This is a genomic window from Rhodoferax sp. OV413 (assembly GCF_900104385.1).
GTDB lineage: Bacteria > Pseudomonadota > Gammaproteobacteria > Burkholderiales > Burkholderiaceae_C > Rhodoferax_B.
This window is the reverse complement of the sequence record NZ_FNJA01000001.1, coordinates 1,034,439-1,054,526: the sequence shown is the minus strand read 5'-3', so window position 1 is coordinate 1,054,526 and position 20,088 is coordinate 1,034,439. Positions and strand designations below refer to the sequence as shown.

The 20,088-nt window shown below is 63.5% G+C and carries 15 protein-coding genes and 1 tRNA gene; 9 read left to right on the top strand and 7 right to left on the bottom strand.

Annotated elements, in window-relative coordinates; all coding sequences use genetic code 11:
- Positions 1-25: 25 nt before the first annotated feature.
- The 4 genes from BLT66_RS04850 to hemH all read right to left on the bottom strand — a co-directional run bounded on the left by BLT66_RS04850 (position 26) and on the right by hemH (position 4,404).
- A complete protein-coding gene (locus tag BLT66_RS04850; protein ID WP_092756225.1) occupies positions 26-958 on the bottom strand; it encodes a fatty acid desaturase in 933 nt (310 codons plus the stop codon).
- A 220-nt stretch (positions 959-1,178) separates the two neighbouring features.
- The gene (locus tag BLT66_RS04845; RefSeq protein ID WP_092756223.1) at positions 1,179-1,979 is read right to left on the bottom strand and encodes a phosphate/phosphite/phosphonate ABC transporter substrate-binding protein; all 801 of its coding nucleotides are present in this window, start codon (positions 1,977-1,979) and stop codon (positions 1,179-1,181) included.
- A 49-nt stretch (positions 1,980-2,028) separates the two neighbouring features.
- Complete coding sequence (locus BLT66_RS04840) at positions 2,029-3,249, bottom strand: BaiN/RdsA family NAD(P)/FAD-dependent oxidoreductase (RefSeq protein ID WP_092756221.1); 1,221 nt, start codon at positions 3,247-3,249, stop codon at positions 2,029-2,031.
- 48 nt (positions 3,250-3,297) lie between these two features.
- The gene (gene hemH / locus BLT66_RS04835) at positions 3,298-4,404 is read right to left on the bottom strand and encodes a ferrochelatase (RefSeq protein WP_092756219.1); all 1,107 of its coding nucleotides are present in this window, start codon (positions 4,402-4,404) and stop codon (positions 3,298-3,300) included.
- Between the two features lie 20 nt (positions 4,405-4,424).
- Here hemH and BLT66_RS04830 point away from each other — a divergent pair, with 20 nt between their 5' ends.
- Positions 4,425-5,126 (top strand): HAD family hydrolase, encoded by a 702-nt coding sequence (locus tag BLT66_RS04830; protein ID WP_092756217.1) that lies wholly within the window; start codon positions 4,425-4,427, stop codon positions 5,124-5,126.
- 215 nt (positions 5,127-5,341) lie between these two features.
- On the top strand, positions 5,342-6,277 hold the full coding sequence (locus BLT66_RS04825; RefSeq protein ID WP_092756215.1) for a ferritin-like domain-containing protein: 936 nt from the start codon (positions 5,342-5,344) through the stop codon (positions 6,275-6,277).
- A gap of 70 nt (positions 6,278-6,347) precedes the next feature.
- On the opposite strand, the gene hpnE is transcribed toward BLT66_RS04825, so the two are convergent.
- From hpnE to hpnC, 3 genes are read right to left on the bottom strand one after another with little or no spacing between them, the layout of a single operon-like run.
- Complete coding sequence (gene hpnE / locus BLT66_RS04820; protein ID WP_092756213.1) at positions 6,348-7,619, bottom strand: hydroxysqualene dehydroxylase HpnE; 1,272 nt, start codon at positions 7,617-7,619, stop codon at positions 6,348-6,350.
- Positions 7,616-8,455, bottom strand: coding sequence for a presqualene diphosphate synthase HpnD (hpnD, locus tag BLT66_RS04815; RefSeq protein WP_092756211.1), 840 nt, complete (start codon positions 8,453-8,455; stop codon positions 7,616-7,618). Before hpnD ends, hpnE begins: the two co-directional genes overlap by 4 nt.
- Positions 8,456-8,469: 14 nt before the next feature.
- Positions 8,470-9,369, bottom strand: a complete 900-nt coding sequence (gene hpnC / locus BLT66_RS04810; protein WP_092756209.1) for a squalene synthase HpnC — start codon at positions 9,367-9,369, stop codon at positions 8,470-8,472.
- Positions 9,370-9,465: 96 nt separating this feature from the next.
- On the opposite strand from hpnC, the gene BLT66_RS04805 reads away from it, so the two are divergent.
- The 7 genes from BLT66_RS04805 to lon all read left to right on the top strand — a co-directional run bounded on the left by BLT66_RS04805 (position 9,466) and on the right by lon (position 20,045).
- Complete coding sequence (locus tag BLT66_RS04805; protein ID WP_092756207.1) at positions 9,466-10,674, top strand: efflux RND transporter periplasmic adaptor subunit; 1,209 nt, start codon at positions 9,466-9,468, stop codon at positions 10,672-10,674.
- Between the two features lie 7 nt (positions 10,675-10,681).
- A complete protein-coding gene (locus BLT66_RS04800; RefSeq protein ID WP_092756205.1) occupies positions 10,682-13,876 on the top strand; it encodes an efflux RND transporter permease subunit in 3,195 nt (1,064 codons plus the stop codon).
- A 144-nt stretch (positions 13,877-14,020) separates the two neighbouring features.
- A tRNA-Leu gene (locus tag BLT66_RS04795) sits at positions 14,021-14,107 on the top strand.
- Positions 14,108-14,130: 23 nt separating this feature from the next.
- Entirely contained in the window at positions 14,131-15,441 is a 1,311-nt protein-coding gene (gene tig, locus BLT66_RS04790; protein ID WP_092756203.1) for a trigger factor, read from the top strand.
- A 91-nt stretch (positions 15,442-15,532) separates the two neighbouring features.
- Positions 15,533-16,153 (top strand): ATP-dependent Clp endopeptidase proteolytic subunit ClpP, encoded by a 621-nt coding sequence (gene clpP, locus BLT66_RS04785; protein WP_092756201.1) that lies wholly within the window; start codon positions 15,533-15,535, stop codon positions 16,151-16,153.
- 105 nt (positions 16,154-16,258) lie between these two features.
- Positions 16,259-17,524 (top strand): ATP-dependent Clp protease ATP-binding subunit ClpX, encoded by a 1,266-nt coding sequence (clpX, locus tag BLT66_RS04780; RefSeq protein WP_092756199.1) that lies wholly within the window; start codon positions 16,259-16,261, stop codon positions 17,522-17,524.
- Between the two features lie 97 nt (positions 17,525-17,621).
- A complete protein-coding gene (lon, locus tag BLT66_RS04775; protein ID WP_092756197.1) occupies positions 17,622-20,045 on the top strand; it encodes an endopeptidase La in 2,424 nt (807 codons plus the stop codon).
- The last annotated feature ends 43 nt before the right edge of the window (positions 20,046-20,088 follow it).

Below are 20,088 nucleotides of genomic sequence, written 5' to 3'. Positions count from 1 at the left end.
CCTTTAAACGGAGGGAGACAAGATTTCAGTGCAGGCTAGAGCGTGCCACAGGAATCAGTTCTTCAGGTAGGACAGGTGAATCAATTGGTGTCAGCGCAAACCGGCGCAGCAGATGGCCGTAGCCCGGCACCAGGAAGCCGCCATTGCGCTGCAGGTAGCCGCTGCGGTCGGCCAAGTAGCTGGCGCGCAGCCGGTACCAGGGCATGGACGGGGTTTCGTGGTGCACCACGTGGTAGTTGTTGTTCAGGTACAGCAGGCGCCAGAACGGGCTGGCTTCGTTGATGGCGATGCGGTGCGCGGGGCGCAGCGCCGGCCGGTGTTCATACAGGGATCGCAGCATGGCCAGGCCCAGCGCCGGGTAGGACACCAGCAGATAGTGCAGCGGATGGATACCCGCATAGTGCTGCAGCGCCCACAGCAGCAGTGCCAGCAGGCCCAGGTGCTCGGCCCAGCTGCGGCTATGCGACCAGTCGCCCCGCAGCGGCTGGCGCAGGATATCGGCCCAGGTCGGCACGATGGCCAGCGCCGGGCCGACCAGCAGCCGCCCCAAGACCGTGCGCTGCCAGCGCCAGCAGACGCGCTGCCAGGCGGGCAGGCCCGCATACTGGGCCGCCGTCAGGTAGTTGCTTTCAGGGTCGATGCCGGGCCGGGTCAGGTGCTCGTCTTGGTGGTGGATCAAATGGCTGTGGCGGTACATGTCGAACGGGTACCAAACGGCCAGCGGCGCCAGGCCCAGCAGCCGGTTGATGCGCGGCGACGCCGTGGGGTGGCCGTGCACCAGCTCGTGCTGCAAGCTCATGTACCAGCACACCACCAGCAGCAAAGCCGCGCTGCCCAGCACGTCGCCCAGCTGCTGCCAATAGACCACCACCGCCACCCAGGCCAAGTAGATGCCAGCCGTCAAAAGCCAGGTCGGCCATTCAAAACGGCTGCGTGCAAGAGTGCTGGAGCTGTGCATGGTGGGGATGTAACAAGCAGAAAAATGCCTGCTATGGATGTTACGTTCACCCGGTATATACAAGCAAAGAATAAATACGCCTAAGCATATTCGGTGCCAATGGGGTGGCGGCATCTAGCTGCACCCTTACCAGCCATGGTTGAGTGGCCAATTGCTATATTAAAAATAGCTGCTGGCGCTGGTGGAATATGCGCTGCAGGCCGATTTTGTATAAATGCGACTACAGCTGCGCCAAGCCTAGCGCCGTAGCCTGTCTATCCAGGTCCCGCAGCACCTGGTAGGCCGAGGCCGGCACGGCCTCGAAGCCACCCAGCAGCAGGCTGGCACGCGTGCCGGCCAGCGCCGGATCGGCCATCGCCTGCTGCAGGCCTTGGCGCAACAGCGCCAGCAGCGCGGGCGGCGTGTTCAGGGCTGTGACCAAGGCCGTACCCGGCACGCTGGCGGTGCGGCCGACGATGCGCGTGCCCTGCAGCACCTCGGGCTGGTAGCGCTGAAACTGGGCGTAGCTGATGCAGTCTATGGCCGCGATATCCGCCGCGCCGCTGCGCACCAGGGCCAGCGAAGCGATGTGCGCGCCCGAGGCCATCGCCCGCGCAAAAAAGCGCCCGTCCAGCGCCAGCGGTGCCGCCATGCTGCGCAGGCTGTGGTAGCCCGACTGCGAATCGGCCGAGTTGTAGGCCGCCACCCGGCCGCGGAAATCAGCCAGTGCGCGTCCGCTATCGTCGGAACGGCACACCAGGTGGCTGCTGTAGTGGGTGCCCGCGCAGCCCGGCGCCGTGTAGTGGAAGGCCCCGACCAGCTGCACCCGCTGCTCCAGTGCATCCACCATCTGGTAGCCGCAGCACTGGCTGAGCAGCAGGTCGGGCCGCAGCCAGTGCTGGGTGAGGTCGGCGTTGGTGGGGATGTCCAGCTCCGTGGGTACGTCCGCCACCCCCGCCTGGCGCAGGTAGCCGGCCAAGTATTGCCAGAGCGCGGCGCTGCCGGCCGGGTGGGACACGTACATGGGGAGGGAGGCGATCATGGGGTGGTCGCGTGCGGAGGTGTGGAGAGGTGTGGCTGCAGGAGAAAACTCAGCCCGCCCTCAGCGCCTGCCCACAAGCAAACCCGCTAGCCCAGGCCCACTGAAAGTTATACCCCCCCAACCAGCCTGTCACATCGACCACTTCGCCGATGAAATACAGCCCCGGTTGCTTCGACTCCATGGTCTGCGATGACAGGTCGCGGGTGTCCACACCGCCCGCGGTGACCTCGGCTTTTTTATAGCCTTCGGAGCCGTTGGGCGTCAGCTCCCAGCGGGCCAGCTTTTCGGCCAGCTGGGTCAGGGCCTTGTCGGTGGCGTCGCAGATGGGTTTTTGCCAGGCGGTGTCTTGGCCGGCCCAGGCGTCGGCCAGGCGGGAGGGGACCAGCTGGGCCAGCTCGTTGGCGATCAGCTTGCGGGACGTGGCTTTGGCGCGGGCCAGGGCGGGCGGCAGGTCGACTTCGGGCGCCAGGTTCAGGCGGATGGGCGTGTCCTCGCGCCAGTAGCTGGAGATTTGCAGCACGGCCGGGCCGCTGAGGCCTCGATGGGTGAACAGCAGGTCTTCCAGGAAGCTGGTCTTGGTCTTCTTGGCACCGACCTCGATCTGCACCGGCAGCGCCAGGCCCGACAGGTGGGCATACGGCGCCCAGGCTGCGCTGTCGAAGGTCAGGGGCACCAGGGCCGGGCGGGGGGTGACCATGCGCAGGCCGAACTGCTGGGCGAGCCGGTAACCAAAGTCGGTGGCACCGATCTTGGGGATGGACAGGCCGCCGGTGGCGACGACGATTTGCGGCGTCTGTATGCTGCCTTCGCTACTATCGATTTCATAGCTGCCTGCGCTGGTACTGTCTGCGCTAGCGGCCGAAAAGCGTATGTTTTTGACGCTGCAGGGCTGCCAGCGCGTGACATTGCCGCTCGCGCATTCGGCCAGCAGCATGTTCACCAGGTCTTCGGCGGACCGGTCGCAGAACAGCTGGCCTTTGTGCTTCTCGTGGAAGCTGATGCCGTGACGGGTCATCAGCTCGGTGAAGTCCTTGGGCGTGTAGCGGCTGAGTGCGCTGCGGCAGAAGTGCGGGTTGTCGCTGAGGAAGTTGGCCGGGGTTACGTCCTTGTTGGTGAAGTTGGCGCGGCCGCCGCCGGAGATGCGGATCTTCTCGGCCACCTTCTCGCTGTGGTCCAGCACCAGCACCTTCAAACCGCGCTGCCCGGCCACGCCGGCGCAGAACAAACCGGCGGCGCCGGCGCCTATCACGACGACATCAAACTTATGCATGAAATTGGCCTCTGGCGCAGGTTCTGCCTGCGGTGATAGCTATCAAAATCATTGTTTTGCTCCCAAGGATTTGGCGCGGGCTGCGGTGTCGGTCAGGCTTTGTGCATCCACCGGGTTCTGCGTCGGCCAGCCTTGCAGATGGGTTTGCACGATGTGGCTGAGCGCGGTGATCCAGTCGGGCTCGCTGTTCAGGCAGGGGATGTAGTGGAACTCCTTGCCGCCGGCGTTCAGGAACGCGGCCTTGCCTTCCATGGCGATTTCTTCCAACGTCTCCAGGCAGTCGCTGGTAAAGCCGGGGCAGACCACGTCGACGCGCGCGACCTTGGCTTTGGCCATGGCGATCAGGCTGGGCTCGGTGTAGGGCTCCAGCCATTTGGCGCGGCCCAGGCGCGACTGGAAGGTGACCTTGTATTCCTCTTTGGCCAGTCCCAGCGCGGCGGCCAGCAGGCGCGCGGTTTTGTGGCATTCGCAGTGGTAGGGGTCGCCCAGGTGCAGGGTGCGCTCGGGCACGCCGTGGAAGCTCATCACCAGCTGGTCGGGCCTGCCGTTGTGCTGCCAGTGGCTGCGCACGCGGCGGGCCAGGGCGGCGATGTAGCCAGGGTCGTCGTGGTAGCGGTTGACGAAGCGCAGCTCGGGGATGCTGCGGGTCTGGCGCGCCCAGTCGTACACCGCGTCAAACACGCTGGCGGTGCTGGTGGCCGAATACTGCGGGTAGGCCGGCACGATCAGCACCCGGGTCACGCCCTGGGCTTTGAATTTATCGAGTTGCTCGGCGATCGACGGGCTGCCGTAGCGCATGGCGTAGTCCACCTGCACCTGGTGGCCGCGCTCGCTCAGCCAGCCGCGCAGCATCACGGCCTGCTGCTCGGTGCCTATGCGCAGCGGCGAGCCCTGCGGCGTCCAGATGCTGGCGTATTTGGCGGCCGACTGCTTGGGCCGGGTGCGCAGGATGATGCCGTGCAGGATTACGTTCCAGATGACTTTGGGGATCTCGATGACCCGGTGGTCGCTGAGGAACTGCGCCAGGTAGCGGCGCACTGCCGCCGGTGTGGCGGCGTCGGGCGTGCCCAGGTTGCAATACAAAACGCCGGTGCGCGGGGCTTGGGCGTGGGAGTGTGGGGGTTCTGGCTTGAAGGGGGAGGCGAAGAGGGGCATTCCGGTATTCTCCCGTACCTATGTTGGACCTCTCCAAAATCAAAGCAATATCCCTGGACCTGGACGACACCTTGTGGCCGGTGTGGCCGGCCATCGAACGGGCCGAGGCCGAGCTATTGCAGTGGCTGGTGGACTACGCCCCGGCCACGGCGGCGCGCTACAACAGCACCGAGGCCTTGCGCGGCGTACGCGTGCAGCTGGAAGCCGAGCGGCCCGATCTGCGCCACGACCTGAGCGCGCTGCGCCGCGAATCCATCCGCCTGGCGCTGCAGCTGGCAGGCGAAGACACCGACCTGGCCGAACCGGCTTTCGATGTGTTTTTTGCGGCCCGCCAAAGGGTGGACTTTTATACCGATGCCTTGCCCGCGCTGGAATGGCTGGCCGCGCGCTACCCCTTGGTGGCACTGAGCAACGGCAATGCCGATGTGCACCGGGTCGGCATTGGCGCGCATTTCACGGCGGCCCTGAGCGCCCGCGAGTTTGGCGTGGCCAAGCCCGACCCGCGCATCTTCCACGCCGCCGCACTATCCGCCGGGGTGGCGCCGCATGAGGTACTGCACGTGGGCGACGACCCCTTGCTCGACGTGGTGGCCGCCGTCCAGGCCGGCATGCAGGCGGTGTGGGTGAACCGCGGCCAGCATGCCTGGAGCCACGCGGTCCAGCCGCATCTGCACGTGGCCGAGCTCGGCGCCCTGTGCGCGCTGCTGGCCCAGCAGCGTTAACCCAACCACCACGGTAGCCACCCGGCCTTGCTGCCGGGATTCGGCGTTTTCTCCTACATGGCTGTGCCGGTCTGGCCGACGTACCAAATCCGCACCAGCCACCAAGATGAAGTCACCAGCCCAACCGCTACGGAGCTGCATGCACTGAGGCGCATGCAAGCTGTATCCCACAGGCGGCGGGCAGGATTCATTCCATCACTTAAAGGAGCCATCCTATGTTGAACGAAAAAGATTCCAACCTCGACCCGATCTCGGGTGAACCCGGCGCACATCCGGTCGGTACCGGCCTGGGCGCCACCGGCGGTGCAGTGGCGGGCGCGGCCGTCGGCGCCATGGGCGGTCCGGTGGGCGCGGCGATTGGCGGCGTGGCGGGCGCGGTGGTCGGCGGACTGGCTGGCAAGGCCGGTGCCGAAGCGGTGAACCCCACGGCCGAAGAAGCCTACTGGCGCGAACGCTACCAGGACGAGCCGTATTACGAAGCCGGCCGTACCTATGACGACTACGGCCCCGCCTATGCGCTGGGCTGGAGCGGCGGCAATTTGTACGGCAGCGAGTTCAGTGCGGTCGAGCCCGAACTGGCCCGCCGCTGGGAAGAGCAGCGCGGCCGTTCCAGCCTGGCCTGGCCGCATGCGCGCTACGCCACCCGGGCGGCCTGGGACCGCATCAACGAAGGCCAGTTAGCCGATACCGCCGAGCCGCTGGACAACGACGACGTGATTGATGTCCTGAACGACCTGGTGGAAACCTGCCATGACGGCGAATACGGCTTCAAGGCCTGCATGGAGCGCACCGAAACCGCGCAGCTGAAGTCGACCTTCGAGCAGCGCATGCGCGACTGCGCCAGTTCGGCTGCCGAGCTGGCGTCTGAAGTGCTGCGCCTGGGCGGTGTGCCCGAAGACGGCGGCACGGTCAGCGGCGCGGCACACCGCGGTTGGGTGGCAGTCAAAGGCATGTTGACCAGCGACAGCGACCTGGCGGTGCTGGAAGAGTGCGAGCGCGGTGAAGACACGGCCCTGGCCCGTTACCGCAGGGCGCTGAAGCAAGCCCTGCCGGCGGACGTCCGCAGCCTGGTGGAACGCCAGATGCAGGGCGTGCAAAAGAACCACGACTTGGTGAAGGCACTGCGCGACGAATACCGGCTGCGTTCCTAAGCGCCGGTTGGGATGCGGCCTGGCCGCAGATGCGAGGCGGTAGTTTGGGGGACCTTTTGGTCCCCCTTTTTTATGGCTGGGGGCTAAAGGCTTGGGCGGCCGCCACGCCGCTGCGCACCGCGCCTTCCAGCGTTGCTGGGTAGGGGCCGTCCACATAGTCGGCGCAGGCTTGAAGCCCGGGCGCGATGTGCTGCGCCGGGCGCTGCAGGCCGGGTGTGCAGGCAAAGGTGGCGCGCTTTTCGACCACGGTTTGCAGCGCTTGCAGATCGCCGAGGCCCAGCTGCAGCCGGCCCTGGGCGATGACGGCGTGCTCCAGCGCCTGGCGGTCGCCATGGCTGGCACTGGCCACGAAGGCCAGCAGGCCTTGCGGGCCGCCGAGCTGGCCGCGGTCGAACACAAACTGGGCGGGATGCTGGGTGTCGCTACGCAGTGCCAGCATGGGCTGGGCCAAGCGGGCTTGTGGGGCAGTGCTGCGGGCGTAGACCGTGGTGATGGCTTCGAACTGCAGCGCCTGGGCCAGCGCCAGCCAGTCGTCTGCGGGCACGCCGCTGGCGCCGACCAGGCGGGTGGCCTCCCAGGACGGGCAGGCCAGCAGCACCTGGTCGAACAACTGGCCGTCGACCAGCCATTGCAGCGCCTGCGGGCGGATGGACTGGACGCGGTGGCCCATCCGTACGGCGCCGCCGCGTTGCTCCAGCCACTGCACCGCGGGTTTGGGGAACAGCACACCCAGGTCGACGCGCGGCAGCAGCAGGTTGGAGCCTCCAGGCGCGCCGAACAGCGAATCCTGGATCACCCGCAGAAACACCTGGCCGCTGGAGCGGTCCGCCGGGGTATTGAGCGCGGCCACGCACAGCGGCTCTATCAGTTCGTGGTTGACCCGCTGCGTCAGCGGTCGGCACAGGTCGGCCACCGACTGGTTCGGGCGGCACTGGAAGCCAGCCAGTTGCCAGCCGACCGAGGTGCGCAGCAGGGCGGCCTTGTCGGCCCAGCCCCAGCCGCGGGCGCGCACGATGCCGACCAGGGCGTCGAACGGTGCGGGCAGCGTGGGCAGCCGCAAGCCCAGTCCGTCGGGGAACAGCAAGGTCAGCGGCAGGCGCAGCAGGGTCTGGTCCAGGTCGACGCCCACCATGCGCATCAGGCGCAGGGTCTCGGCGTAGGCGCCAATCATGATGTGCTGGCCATTGTCCAGTGGTGCGCCATTTTCTGCATCAAACAGGGCTCTGGCACGCCCACCGATTGCGCGAGATGCTTCAAAAACTGTAGCGTGGTGCCCCGCGTGCGTAGCGGTGACGGCGGCCGCCAAACCGGCCCAGCCGGCGCCGATCACCGCAATTTTCATAGCTTGTTCAATGCCTGGACCTTCCAGGCCAGCCAGAGCTTGCGCAGCGGGGTCAGGCTGACGCGCTGGTGCAGCACCTGGAAGTTGTCGGCCTCGATCTCGCGCAGCAGGGTGCGGTAGATGCTGGCCATCATCAGTCCGGGCTTCTGGGCGCGGCGGTCGGCAGCGGGCAGCATGGCGAAGGCTTTGTCGTACAGGCCATGGGCGCGCTGGGCCTGGAAGCGCATCAGCGCGGTGAAGCGGTCGGAGTAGGTGCGCTTGAGGATTTCGTGCGCCTTGACGTCGAACTGCTGCAACTCGTTGACCGGCAGGTAGATGCGGCCCAGCAGGGCGTCTTCGCCGACGTCGCGGATGATGTTGGTCAGCTGGAACGCCAGGCCCAGGGTGTGGGCGTATTCGGTGGTGGCCGGGTCGGTCTGGCCGAAGATCTGCGCCGATACCTCGCCCACCACGCCGGCCACCAGGTGGCAGTAGCGCTGCAGGCCGGGGAAGTCGAGGTAGCGGGTTTGCTCCAGGTCCATCTGGCAGCCTTCGATGATGGCGTGCAGATGGCGTTCTTCGATCTGGTAGTCGGCGGCCAGCGGCATCAGGGCCTGCATCACCGGGTGCGTGGGCTTGCCGGCGTAGGCGCTGGACACCTCGCCCTGCCACCAGTGGAGCTTGGTGCGGGCGACGCCGGCATCAACGGTTTCGTCCACCACGTCGTCGACTTCGCGGCAAAACGCATAGAAGGCGGTGATGGCGGCCCGGCGGGGCTTGGGCAGGAACAGGAAGGCGTAATAAAAACTGCTGCCGGACGAGGCAGCTTTTTCTTGGACGTATTGCTCGGGGGTCATATGGAGAAGGATTGTTACATCCAAAGTGCGCGCCACAGCATCAGCGGCACATCCCGGGCGCCAACGGTGGGCCGCTGGTACCGGGTGGCAAAATCCAGGGCTTCGATTTTGTCGAGGATGCGCAAGCCGCCTTGCACTACCAGGCGCAGTTCCCAGCCGGCGCGACCGGGTACGCGGTGTACCAGCGGGGCGCCGCTGCGCATCAGGTCGCGCGCCCAGGCCACGTTTTCTTCCATCAGCCGGGTCAGCGCCGGGCTCTGCGGGTTCTGCTGCAGGGCGGCTTCGTCCACGCCGTGGCGCAGGCTGCGGTCTTGCGGCAGGTAGAAGCGGCCGCGCGGCAGGTCCAGGCTCAGGTCTTGCCAAAAGTTGATGAGTTGCAGCGCGTTGCAGATGGCGTCGCTGCGTTGCAGGGAGGCGGCGTCGTGCACACCATATAAGTGCAGCAGCAGGCGGCCGACCGGCGCGGCCGAGCGCTGGCAGTAGGCCAGCAAGTCGGCGCGGTTGGCGTAGCCGGCTTTATCCCTCGTTTTGATGACGTCCTGGGTGAAGGCGCTGAGCAGGTCGGCCAGCAGCGCCTGGGGCAGCCGCCATTGTTTGATGGCGACCTGCAAGGGCCCAAACACCTTGGGCCAGCGCGCCGAGGCCGGCTTGCCAGCGGCGGCTGCGGCCAGATCGGCGCGGAAGGCGGCCAGGTCGGCTAGGCGCTGGGCGGGCGGGGCCGTGCCCTCGTCGGCGATGTCGTCGGCGGTGCGTGCAAACCAGTAGATGGCGGCAATGGGCGGGCGCAGAGCGGCCGGGCACAGAATCGACGCCACCGGGAAGTTCTCGTAGTGGCGCACGCTTTGTGGGGTAGCATTTTGGGATGAGGGGTGGGCATTCACGGCAGGGATTGTCGCTTGACACCTTATGCCCATTCCCCTAAATTACTAACCCGTTAGTCAGTAACAACCCGGGTCTACGCACAGTGCGGGCCTTTCGGCTGGCTTTCGCCGTCTTCCACTAGGCCTGCTATGTCACACCATTCTTCTGTTTCGTCCCCCCAGTCGGCTGCTGCGCGCGCCGTTTTTCGTCTTGGCCTGGCCGGGGCCGCGCTGGCCGCCGTGCTGGCCGGCTGCTCCAAGCCCGAGGCCGCGCCCGAGCCGGTGCGGGCGGTCAAGGTGCTGACGGTGGCGGCGAGCGATATGCAGGCCCAGCGCGAATTCCCCGGCGAAGTGCGGGCGCGGACCGAGTCGGTGTTGAGCTTTCGCGTAGCCGGCAAGATCATCCGGCGCCAGGCCGAGCTGGGCCAGCGCGTCAAGGTCGGCGATGTGTTGGCCCAACTGGACCCGCAGGATTACAAGCTGGCCGCAGACGCAGCCCAGGCCCAGCTGGCCGCGGCCACCACCAGCCGCGATCTGGCCAGCGCCGACTACAAGCGCTACAAAGAGCTGAAAGAGCAGAACTTCATCAGCGGCGCCGAACTGGAGCGGCGCGACAGCGCACTCAAATCGGCCCAGGCCCAGGTGCAGCAGGCCCAGGCGCAGCTGGCGTCCAGCGGCAACCAGGCGGTTTATACCCGGTTGGTGTCGGATGTGGCCGGGGTGGTGACGGCGGTGTCCGCCGAGCCCGGTCAGGTGGTGAGCGGCGGTACGCCGGTGGTCAAGGTGGCGCAGGACGGTGCGCGCGACGTGGTGTTCGTGGTGCCCGAGGACCGGGTGGCCGGCGTTGCGCTGGGCTCGGCCGTCGAGGTGCGGATCTGGGCCAGCGACACCAAGCTGGCGGGCAAGGTGCGCGAAGTGGCGGCCAGCGCCGATCCGGTGACGCGGACCTTCCAGGTCAAGGTGGGCATCGACGCCGCCACCGCGCCCGCATTGGGGGCTACGGTGAATGTGGTGCCGCAGTCGCTGGGCCACACGGGCCAGCCGGTAATCAAGCTGCCGACCAGCGCGCTGCGGCAAGAGGCGAACGGCAGCACGGCGGTTTGGGTACTCGACACCGCCAGCATGACGGTGAAAGCCCAGGCGGTGGTGGTGGCCACGGCCGATGGCAACGAGGCGGTGATCGCCAGCGGCTTGCAGCCCGGCATGCAGGTGGTGGCCGCGGGCGTACACGTACTGTCGCCGGGTGAGAAAGTGACTATTTATCAACAAAAAACGGCTCCAGCGCAAGCTGCATCTGCGCAAGCAGCTACGAATACAGTAGCAAAGCCCGCTGCCGCCCCAGCCTCTGCGGTGCAGTGAGCCAGCCATGACGCCAAGCCATACCCCCGACCAGCCCAAGCCGGGCTTCAATCTTTCCAAATGGGCGCTTGAGCACCCGGCGCTGACCCGCTACCTGCTGGTGGTGCTGATGGTGCTGGGCTTTGCCGCCTACTTCCAGCTGGGCCAGGACGAAGACCCGCCGTTCACCTTCCGGGTGATGGTGGTGCGCACCTACTGGCCGGGCGCCACCGCCCAGCAGGTAGCCGAACAGGTGACCGACAAGCTGGAGCGCACGCTGCAAGAGGTGCCGTTTGCCGACAAGATCCGCAGCTATTCCAAGCCCGGCGAGTCGCAAATCATCTTCCAGGTCAAGGACTCGATCAAGGGCAGCGATGTCACCAACGTCTGGTACGTGGTGCGCAAAAAGATCGGCGACATGCGCAATACCCTGCCGTCGGGCCTGCAGGGGCCGTTCTTCAACGATGATTTTGGCGACGTGTATGGCGTGATCTACGCGCTGGAGTCGGACGGCTTCAGCAACGCCGAGACCAAGGTGTTTGCCGACGATGTGCGCCAGCAGCTGCTGCGCGTGCCCGATGTGGCCAAGGTCGAGCTGTTTGGCGTGCAGGACGAGAAGGTCTACATCGAGTTGTCGCAAAAGCGCCTGGCCCAGCTGGGGCTGGACATGAACCAGGTGCTGGCGCAATTGGGCCAGCAGAACGCCATCGAGAGCGCGGGCACGGTACAGACGCCGCTGGACGTAGTACAGGTGCGGGTGGCCGGGCAGTTCGAGGCGGTGGAGCAGCTGCGCGCCATGCCGATCCGCGGCACGGGCGGCGACGCCAGCGGCCGCCAGCTGCGCTTGGGCGATATCGCCAGCATCAGCCGCGGCTATGTGGACCCGCCCAGCGTCAAGGTGCGGCACCAGGGCAAGGAAGTGATTGCCCTGGGCGTCTCCATGGCCAAGGGCGGCGACATCATTGCCTTGGGCAAGGCGATGGACAAGCTGTCGGCCCGCATCGCCCAGAGCCTGCCTGCCGGCCTGAAGCTGGTGCAGATACAGGACCAGCCCAAGGCGGTCAGCACCTCGGTAAACGAGTTCGTGCACGTGTTGATCGAGGCCGTGGTGATCGTGCTGGTGGTCAGCTTCATCAGCCTGGGGCTGCACAAGCGGCCTGGCAAACACCCGTTCTGGCGCAGCTATACGCTGGACATGCGACCCGGCCTGGTGGTGGGCATCACCATTCCGCTGGTGCTGGGCCTGACATTTCTGGGTATGTGGTACTGGGGTATAGGACTGCACAAGATTTCGCTGGGTTCGCTGATCATCGCGCTGGGCCTGCTGGTGGACGACGCCATCATTGCGGTGGAGATGATGGTGCGCAAGATGGAGGAGGGCTACGACAAGGTGCGGGCCGCCACCTTTGCCTATGAAATCACCGCCATGCCGATGCTGACCGGCACCTTGATCACCGCCGCTGGCTTTTTGCCCATCGGCATTGCCCGGTCGGTCACCGGCGAGTACACCTTTGCCATTTTTGCCGTCACGGTGCTGGCCTTGCTGCTGAGCTGGGTGGTGTCGGTGTACTTTGTGCCCTACCTGGGCGTGCTGCTGCTCAAGGCCCCGCCGCATGCCAAGGTGCTGCCGGAGCCTGGTGCGGCCGAAGTTGCTGAGCATGGCCACGAGTCATTCAACACCCCGTTCTACAACCGCTTCCGCCAATTGGTGGGCTGGTGCGTATTGCACCGCTGGATCACCATCGGCCTGACCCTGCTGGTTTTTGCCCTGGGCATCGTGGGCATGGGTAAGGTGCAGCAGCAGTTCTTCCCGGATTCGAGCCGCCCGGAAATCATGGTGGATATCTGGTTCCCCGAAGGCACGGCCTTCGTGGCGAACGAAGCCACGGCCAAGCGGGTCGAGGCGCGCTTGATGGAAGAGGGCGGTGTGGCCACGGTCAGCGCTTGGGTGGGGTCGGGCGTGCCGCGCTTCTATCTGCCGCTGGACCAGGTGTTCCCGCAGACCAATGTGACGCAGTTCATCGTGGTGGCCAAGGACTTGAAGCAGCGCGAGCTGCTGCGCGTCAAGCTGCCGGCCCTGCTGGCGACCGAGTTCCCCGAGGTGCGCGGACGCATCAAGCTGCTGCCCAACGGGCCGCCGGTGGCGTATCCGGTGCAGTTCCGGGTGTTGGGGGTGGACCCGCTGGTGCTGCGCACGCGCGCCGACGAGGTCAAGGCCGCCATGCGCAAGAGCCCGAACACCCGCGGCGTGAACGACAACTGGAACGAATCGGTCAAGGTGATGCGGCTGGAGGTCGACCAGGCCAAGGCCCGTGCCTTGGGCGTGACCAGCCAGTCGATTGCGCAGGCGGCCAAGGTGCTGCTGACCGGCTCCACCGTCGGCCAGTTCCGCGAAGGCGACAAGCTGATCGACATCGTGCTACGCCAGCCGCTGGACGAGCGCAGCGCGATTACCGACATCGCCAACGCGTACCTGCCCACCTCATCGGGCCGCTCGATTCCGCTGACGCAGATCGCCAAGCCGGTGTTTGACTGGGAGCCGGGCGTGATGTGGCGCGAGAACCGCGACTACGCGATCACCGTGCAGAGCGATATCACTGAAGGCCTGCAGGGTGCGACGGTGACGAATGAGCTGCTGCCGGCGCTGAAGGCGCTGGAGGCGCAGTGGGCGGCCCAAGGCCAAAGCGCTTACCGCATCGAGGTGGCCGGTGCCGTGGAGGAAAGCAGCAAGGGCTCGGCATCCATCGCGGCGGGTGTGCCCATCATGCTGTTCCTGACCTTTACCTTGCTGATGCTGCAGCTGCACAGCTTCAGCCGGGCGATGCTGGTGTTCCTGACCGGGCCCTTGGGGATTGCCGGGGTGGCCGGCGCCCTGATCCTGCTGGGCCGGCCTTTCGGCTTCGTGGCTTTGCTAGGGGTGATCGCGCTGATGGGCATGATCCAGCGCAATTCGGTGATCCTGATCGACCAGATCGAGCAGGAGCGGGCCCGTGGCGTTGCCACCTGGGACGCGATCGTGGAGTCGGCGGTGGGGCGGCTGCGGCCCATCGTGCTGACCGCCGCGGCGGCCGTGCTGGCGATGATCCCGTTGTCGCGCTCGGTGTTCTGGGGGCCAATGGCGGTCGCCATCATGGGCGGGCTGGTGGTGGCCACTGTGCTGACCCTGCTGGCCTTGCCCGCCATGTACGCCGCCTGGTTCCGGGTCAAGCGCGAACCCAAGTGACAGCCAAGGGTGAACCCGGAGCGCATCCGGGTAAAACCCGTCGGTAAGCACGCTAAAATAGCGGGCTTACCGATTTCACGCAGACGGTCTGAAATGGCTTGCCCCCGTGGCAGCTTCCCAGGCCGTCTGTTCAGTTCTGTATTTGCGCGGGTGGCGAAATTGGTAGACGCACCAGGTTTAGGTCCTGACGCCAGCAATGGTGTGGGGGTTCGAGTCCCCCCCCGCGCACCACAATTTTTTATACGAGATCTCAGATGGCAGTTACTGTTGAAACCCTTGAAAAGCTGGAACGCAAAATCACGCTGTCCCTGCCTGTGGATGTGATCCAGAACGAAGTGGCTACCCGTCTCAAGAAGATGGCCCGCACGGTCAAGATGGACGGTTTCCGTCCCGGCAAAGTGCCGATGAACGTGGTGGCACAGCGCTATGGCTATTCGGTTCACTACGAAGTGATGAACGACAAGGTGGGCGAGGCTTTTGCTGTTGCCGCCAACGAAGCCAAGCTGCGTGTCGCAGGCCAGCCCCGCATCAGCGAAAACGAAACCTCGCCCGAAGGCCAAATGGCTTTTGACGCGATCTTCGAAGTGTTCCCGGACGTCAAGATCGGCGACCTGAGCACCGCTGAAGTCGAAAAAATCACCACCGCCGTGGACGACGGCGCGATCGACAAGACCGTCGAAATCCTGCGCAAGCAACGCCGCACTTTCGCCCAGCGCGCGCTGGAAGCTCCTGCCGAAGACGGCGACCGTGTGACGGTGGACTTCGAAGGCAAGATCGACGGCGAAACCTTCGAAGGCGGCAAAGCCGAAGCCTTCCAGTTTCTGGTTGGCGAAGGCCAGATGCTGAAAGAATTTGAAGATGCCGTGCGTGGCATGAAGTCCGGCGAAAGCCGCACCTTCCCGCTGGCCTTCCCTGCTGACTACCACGGCAAGGACGTGGCTGGCAAGCAAGCCGATTTCATGGTCACCGTGAAGAAGATCGAAGCCGCCCACCTGCCTGAAGTCAACGAAGCCCTGGCCAAGTCGCTGGGTATCGCCGACGCTACGGTTGAAGGTCTGCGCGCCGACATCCGCAAGAACCTGGAGCGCGAAGTCAAGTTCCGCGTTTTGGCCCGTAACAAGCAAGCCGTGATGGATGCTTTGATCGCCAAGGCCGAGCTAGATCTGCCCAATTCCAGCGTCCAGACTGAACTGAACCGCATGGTGGAGTCGGCTCGCGCCGATTTGAAGCAGCGCGGTATCAAGGATGCTGACAAGGCGCCGATTCCCGATGACATCTTCCGTCCGCAGGCCGAGCGCCGTGTGCGCCTGGGTCTGGTGGTTGCCGAGCTGGTGCGCAGCAATGCACTGCAAGCCACGACTGAGCAGATCAAGGCCCACATCGAAGAGCTGGCTGCCAGCTACGAAAAGCCAGCTGACGTGGTCCGTTGGTATTACAGCGACAACCAGCGCCTGGCAGAAGTTGAAGCCATTGTGATTGAAAGCAATGTCACCGACTTCGTGTTGGGCAAGGCCAAAGTGGTTGAAAAGGCGGTTGTGTTTGACGAGCTGATGGGTCAGAACTAAGTCCACTGCCGGATACGCGATATAAGGGCTTGTGTTTTCTACGCAAGCCCTTATTTGCTTTCAATAGCTCTTCAACAACGCAGGAAACTCCATGTTCATCCGTAATAGCACACAGGAAATCCAGGGTCTCGGCATGGTGCCGATGGTCATCGAGCAGTCGGGCCGCGGCGAGCGCTCGTACGACATCTATTCGCGTTTGCTCAAGGAGCGCGTGATTTTCTTGGTCGGCCCGGTCAATGACCAGACCGCTAATTTGGTGGTCGCCCAGTTGCTGTTCCTGGAAAGCGAAAATCCTGACAAGGATATTTCCTTCTACATCAACTCGCCCGGTGGCTCGGTTACCGCTGGTATGGCGATCTACGACACCATGCAGTTCATCAAGCCCGATGTGTCGACTCTGTGCGTCGGCATGGCTGCGAGCATGGGCGCTTTCTTGTTGGCGGCTGGTGCCAAGGGCAAGCGCTTCTCGCTGCCGAATTCGCGCGTCATGATCCACCAACCGTCTGGCGGTGCCCAAGGCCAGGCCAGCGATATCGAGATCCATGCGCGTGACATCCTGAAGACCCGCGACCAGCTGAACCGGATCTTGGCCGAGCGTACCGGCCAGACAATGGAAAAGATCGAGCGCGATACCGAGCGTGACTACTTCATGTTTGCCGACGAAGCCAAGACCTATGGCCTGGTGGACGAGGTGATCAGCAAGCGCCCCTAAGCCTAGAGATAGGCGGCTAAGCAGCCCATAACGGCGTTTTCTGGACTGGAAAGCGCCGTTTTTATTTGGTTATCATTCAGTAACGACTGAAAAGGCATTCCTCCCATGGCCGAGAAAAAAGGCTCCTCCACCGAAAAAACCCTGTACTGCTCCTTCTGCGGCAAAAGCCAGCATGAAGTGAAGAAGCTGATTGCAGGGCCGTCGGTGTTCATTTGCGATGAATGCATAGACCTGTGCAACGACATCATTCGCGACGAATTGCCTGCTGGCACCGAAGCCCGCGAAGCCGGGGCTGCACTGCCCACGCCAGTCGAGATCAAGAACAATCTGGACAACTATGTGATTGGCCAAGAGGTTGCGAAACGCACCTTGGCAGTTGCGGTATACAACCACTACAAGCGTCTGCGCCACAAGGAAACGGCCAAGAAGGATGAAGTGGAGCTGACCAAGAGCAATATCTTGCTGATCGGCCCCACGGGTTCCGGCAAGACGCTGCTGGCGCAAACCCTGGCGCGTATGCTGGATGTGCCCTTTGTGATGGCCGATGCTACAACCCTGACCGAGGCAGGCTATGTGGGCGAGGACGTGGAAAACATCGTCGCCAAGCTGCTGCAAAGTTGCAATTACGAAGTTGAACGGGCCCAGCGCGGCATCGTTTACATCGATGAAATCGACAAAATTTCGCGCAAGTCAGATAACCCGTCGATTACCCGCGATGTGTCGGGTGAGGGTGTGCAGCAGGCTTTGCTCAAGCTGATTGAAGGCACGATGGCCAGCGTACCGCCACAGGGCGGTCGCAAGCATCCAAACCAGGATTTCCTCCAGGTCGATACCACCAACATCCTGTTCATTCTGGGCGGAGCATTTTCGGGGTTGGAAAAAGTAATTGGCAACCGTACCGAGTCTTCTGGAATCGGTTTTGGCGCCTCCGTCAAGAGCAAGGCACAACGCAGCCTGACCGAGGTGTTCCGCGACGTCGAGCCCGAAGATCTGATCAAGTTCGGCCTGATTCCCGAGCTGGTCGGGCGTATGCCGGTGGTGGCGACGCTGGCCGAGCTCAGCGAAGATGCCTTGGTGCAGATTCTGACCGAGCCTAAGAACGCGCTGGTCAAGCAATACAGCAAGCTACTGTCCATGGAAGGCGTGGATCTGGAGATCCGGCCCTCGGCCTTGAAGGCGATTGCCAAGAAGGCGCTGGCCCGCAAGACGGGCGCTCGGGGATTGCGCTCGATTTTGGAGCTGTCCCTGATTGACACCATGTTTGATCTACCCACCAACCACAATGTGGATAAAGTGGTGGTGGACGAATCGACGATTGATGAGAATAAGCCTCCTTTGTTGGTGTACCGCGAAGCTGCGAAGAAGGCTTAACCGGGCGCCCTTATCCCATGCTGCAGGTTTTGCAGCTGGGGAGGGTTGAAAATTACCGTTAGAAGTCCATATTCAACGGGTTACTCAAAGGATCTTCATGTCCGGACACATTCCTCTCCCTGCTGAACCCCTCGATCTGCCGTTGTTGCCTCTGCGCGACGTGGTGGTATTCCCCCACATGGTGATCCCGCTGTTTGTGGGGCGTCCGAAAAGCATCAAGGCCTTGGAGGCTGCGATGGAATCCGACCGGCGCATCATGCTCGTAGCCCAAAAGGCGGCTGCTAAAGATGAGCCTTCGGTATCCGACATGTTTGATGTCGGCTGCGTCTCTACCATTCTGCAGATGCTGAAGTTGCCGGATGGCACGGTCAAAGTGCTGGTCGAAGGCCAGCAGCGGGCCCGCGTTAACCATATTGAAGACGGCGAATCGCATTTCACCGCGAACATCACGCCTGTGGTTACTGTGGCGCTGACCCAGAAAACCACGGAAATAGAGGCTCTGCGCCGTGCCGTGATGCAGCAGTTCGACCAGTACGTCAAGCTGAACAAAAAGATTCCTCCCGAAATCCTGACCTCGATTTCCAGCATCGACGACCCAGGCCGTCTGGCCGATACCATTGCAGCCCATTTGCCACTCAAATTGGATAGCAAACAAGTGGTGCTGGATCTGTCGGATGTGCGCGAAAGACTGGAAAACCTCTATGGCCAGTTGGAGCGCGAAGTCGACATTCTGAATGTGGACAAGAAGATCCGCGGCCGCGTCAAGCGCCAGATGGAGAAGAACCAGCGCGATTTCTATCTGAACGAGCAGGTCAAAGCCATCCAGAAGGAGTTGGGCGAAGGCGAAGAGGGCGCGGACATCGACGAGATCGAGAAAAAGATCAAGCTGTCCAAAATGCCCAAAGAGGCGCTGAAGAAGGCTGAGAGCGAGCTGAAGAAGCTCAAGCTGATGTCACCCATGTCCGCCGAAGCCACGGTGGTGCGCAACTATATCGACGTGCTGACCGGCCTGCCATGGAGCAAGAAGACCAAGATCAAGCACGATTTGCGCAATGCCGAAGGTGTGCTCAACGAAGACCACTTCGGGTTGGACAAGGTCAAGGACCGTATTCTGGAATATTTAGCGGTCCAGCAACGGGTCGACAAGGTCAAGGCGCCAATCCTGTGTCTGGTAGGTCCTCCAGGCGTGGGTAAGACCTCGCTGGGTCAGTCGATTGCCAAGGCTACGGGGCGCAAATACGTGCGCATGGCCTTGGGTGGCATGCGCGACGAAGCTGAAATTCGCGGGCACCGCCGTACCTACATTGGGGCCTTGCCCGGTAAGGTGCTTCAAAGCTTGAGCAAGATTGGCACGCGTAATCCGCTGTTCCTGCTGGATGAGATCGATAAACTCGGTACGGACTTCCGGGGTGACCCGTCCAGCGCCTTGCTGGAGGTGCTGGACCCCGAGCAAAACCACACGTTCGGCGACCACTATGTTGAAGTGGACTTTGACCTGAGCGATGTGATGTTTGTGGCGACGTCCAACTCGATGAATATTCCGTCGGCCTTGTTGGATCGCATGGAGGTGATCCGCTTGTCGGGCTATACCGAAGACGAAAAGACCAATATTGCGGTTCGCTACCTGTTGCCCAAGCAGTTGAAGAACAACGGCCTGAGCGAAGCCGAGCTGTTGTTGACGCCAGACGCTGTGCGGGACATCGTGCGTTACTACACCCGTGAAGCCGGCGTGCGTTCGCTGGAGCGCGAGCTGTCCAAGATCTGCCGCAAGGTTGTCAAAGGCCTGCTGCTCAAGGAGATGGTGCCCCAGGTCAAGGTGACTGCGGACAACCTCAACGATTATCTGGGTGTGCAAAAGTACACCTATGGGCGTGCCGAGCAGCAGAACCAGGTGGGCCAGGTCGTGGGCTTGGCCTGGACTGAAGTGGGCGGCGATTTGCTGACCATTGAGGCGGCGATCATGCCCGGTAAGGGCGTGATCACCCGCACCGGCTCACTGGGCGACGTGATGAAAGAGTCGGTGGAAGCGGCCCGCACCGTGGTGCGTAGCCGTTCCAAGCGCCTGGGTATCAAGGACGAGGTGTTCGAGAAGAAGGACATCCATATCCACGTGCCCGACGGTGCCACCCCCAAGGATGGCCCTAGCGCTGGTGCGGCCATGACGACTGCGTTTGTCTCTGCGCTGACAGGTATTCCCGTGCGCGGCGACGTGGCCATGACCGGAGAAATCACCCTGCGTGGTGAAGTCACGGCCATCGGCGGCTTGAAAGAAAAGCTGCTGGCGGCTCTGCGCGGCGGCATCAAGACGGTGTTGATTCCCGAGGAGAACGCCAAGGACCTGCAGGACATTCCCGAAAATGTCAAAAATGGCCTGGAAATCGTACCTGTGAAGTGGATTGACCAGGTGCTGGAAGTTGCGCTGGAGCGCATGCCCCAGCCACTGCCCGATGAAGAGCCGGCTGTCGTTGCTCCTGTGTTGGAAACCGCTGCAGCGACCCCTGTCGTACCCGTCAAGCACTAAGCGCTAGTGGTGCTAAGCCAAGGGCCGATGGGGTGTAAATCCC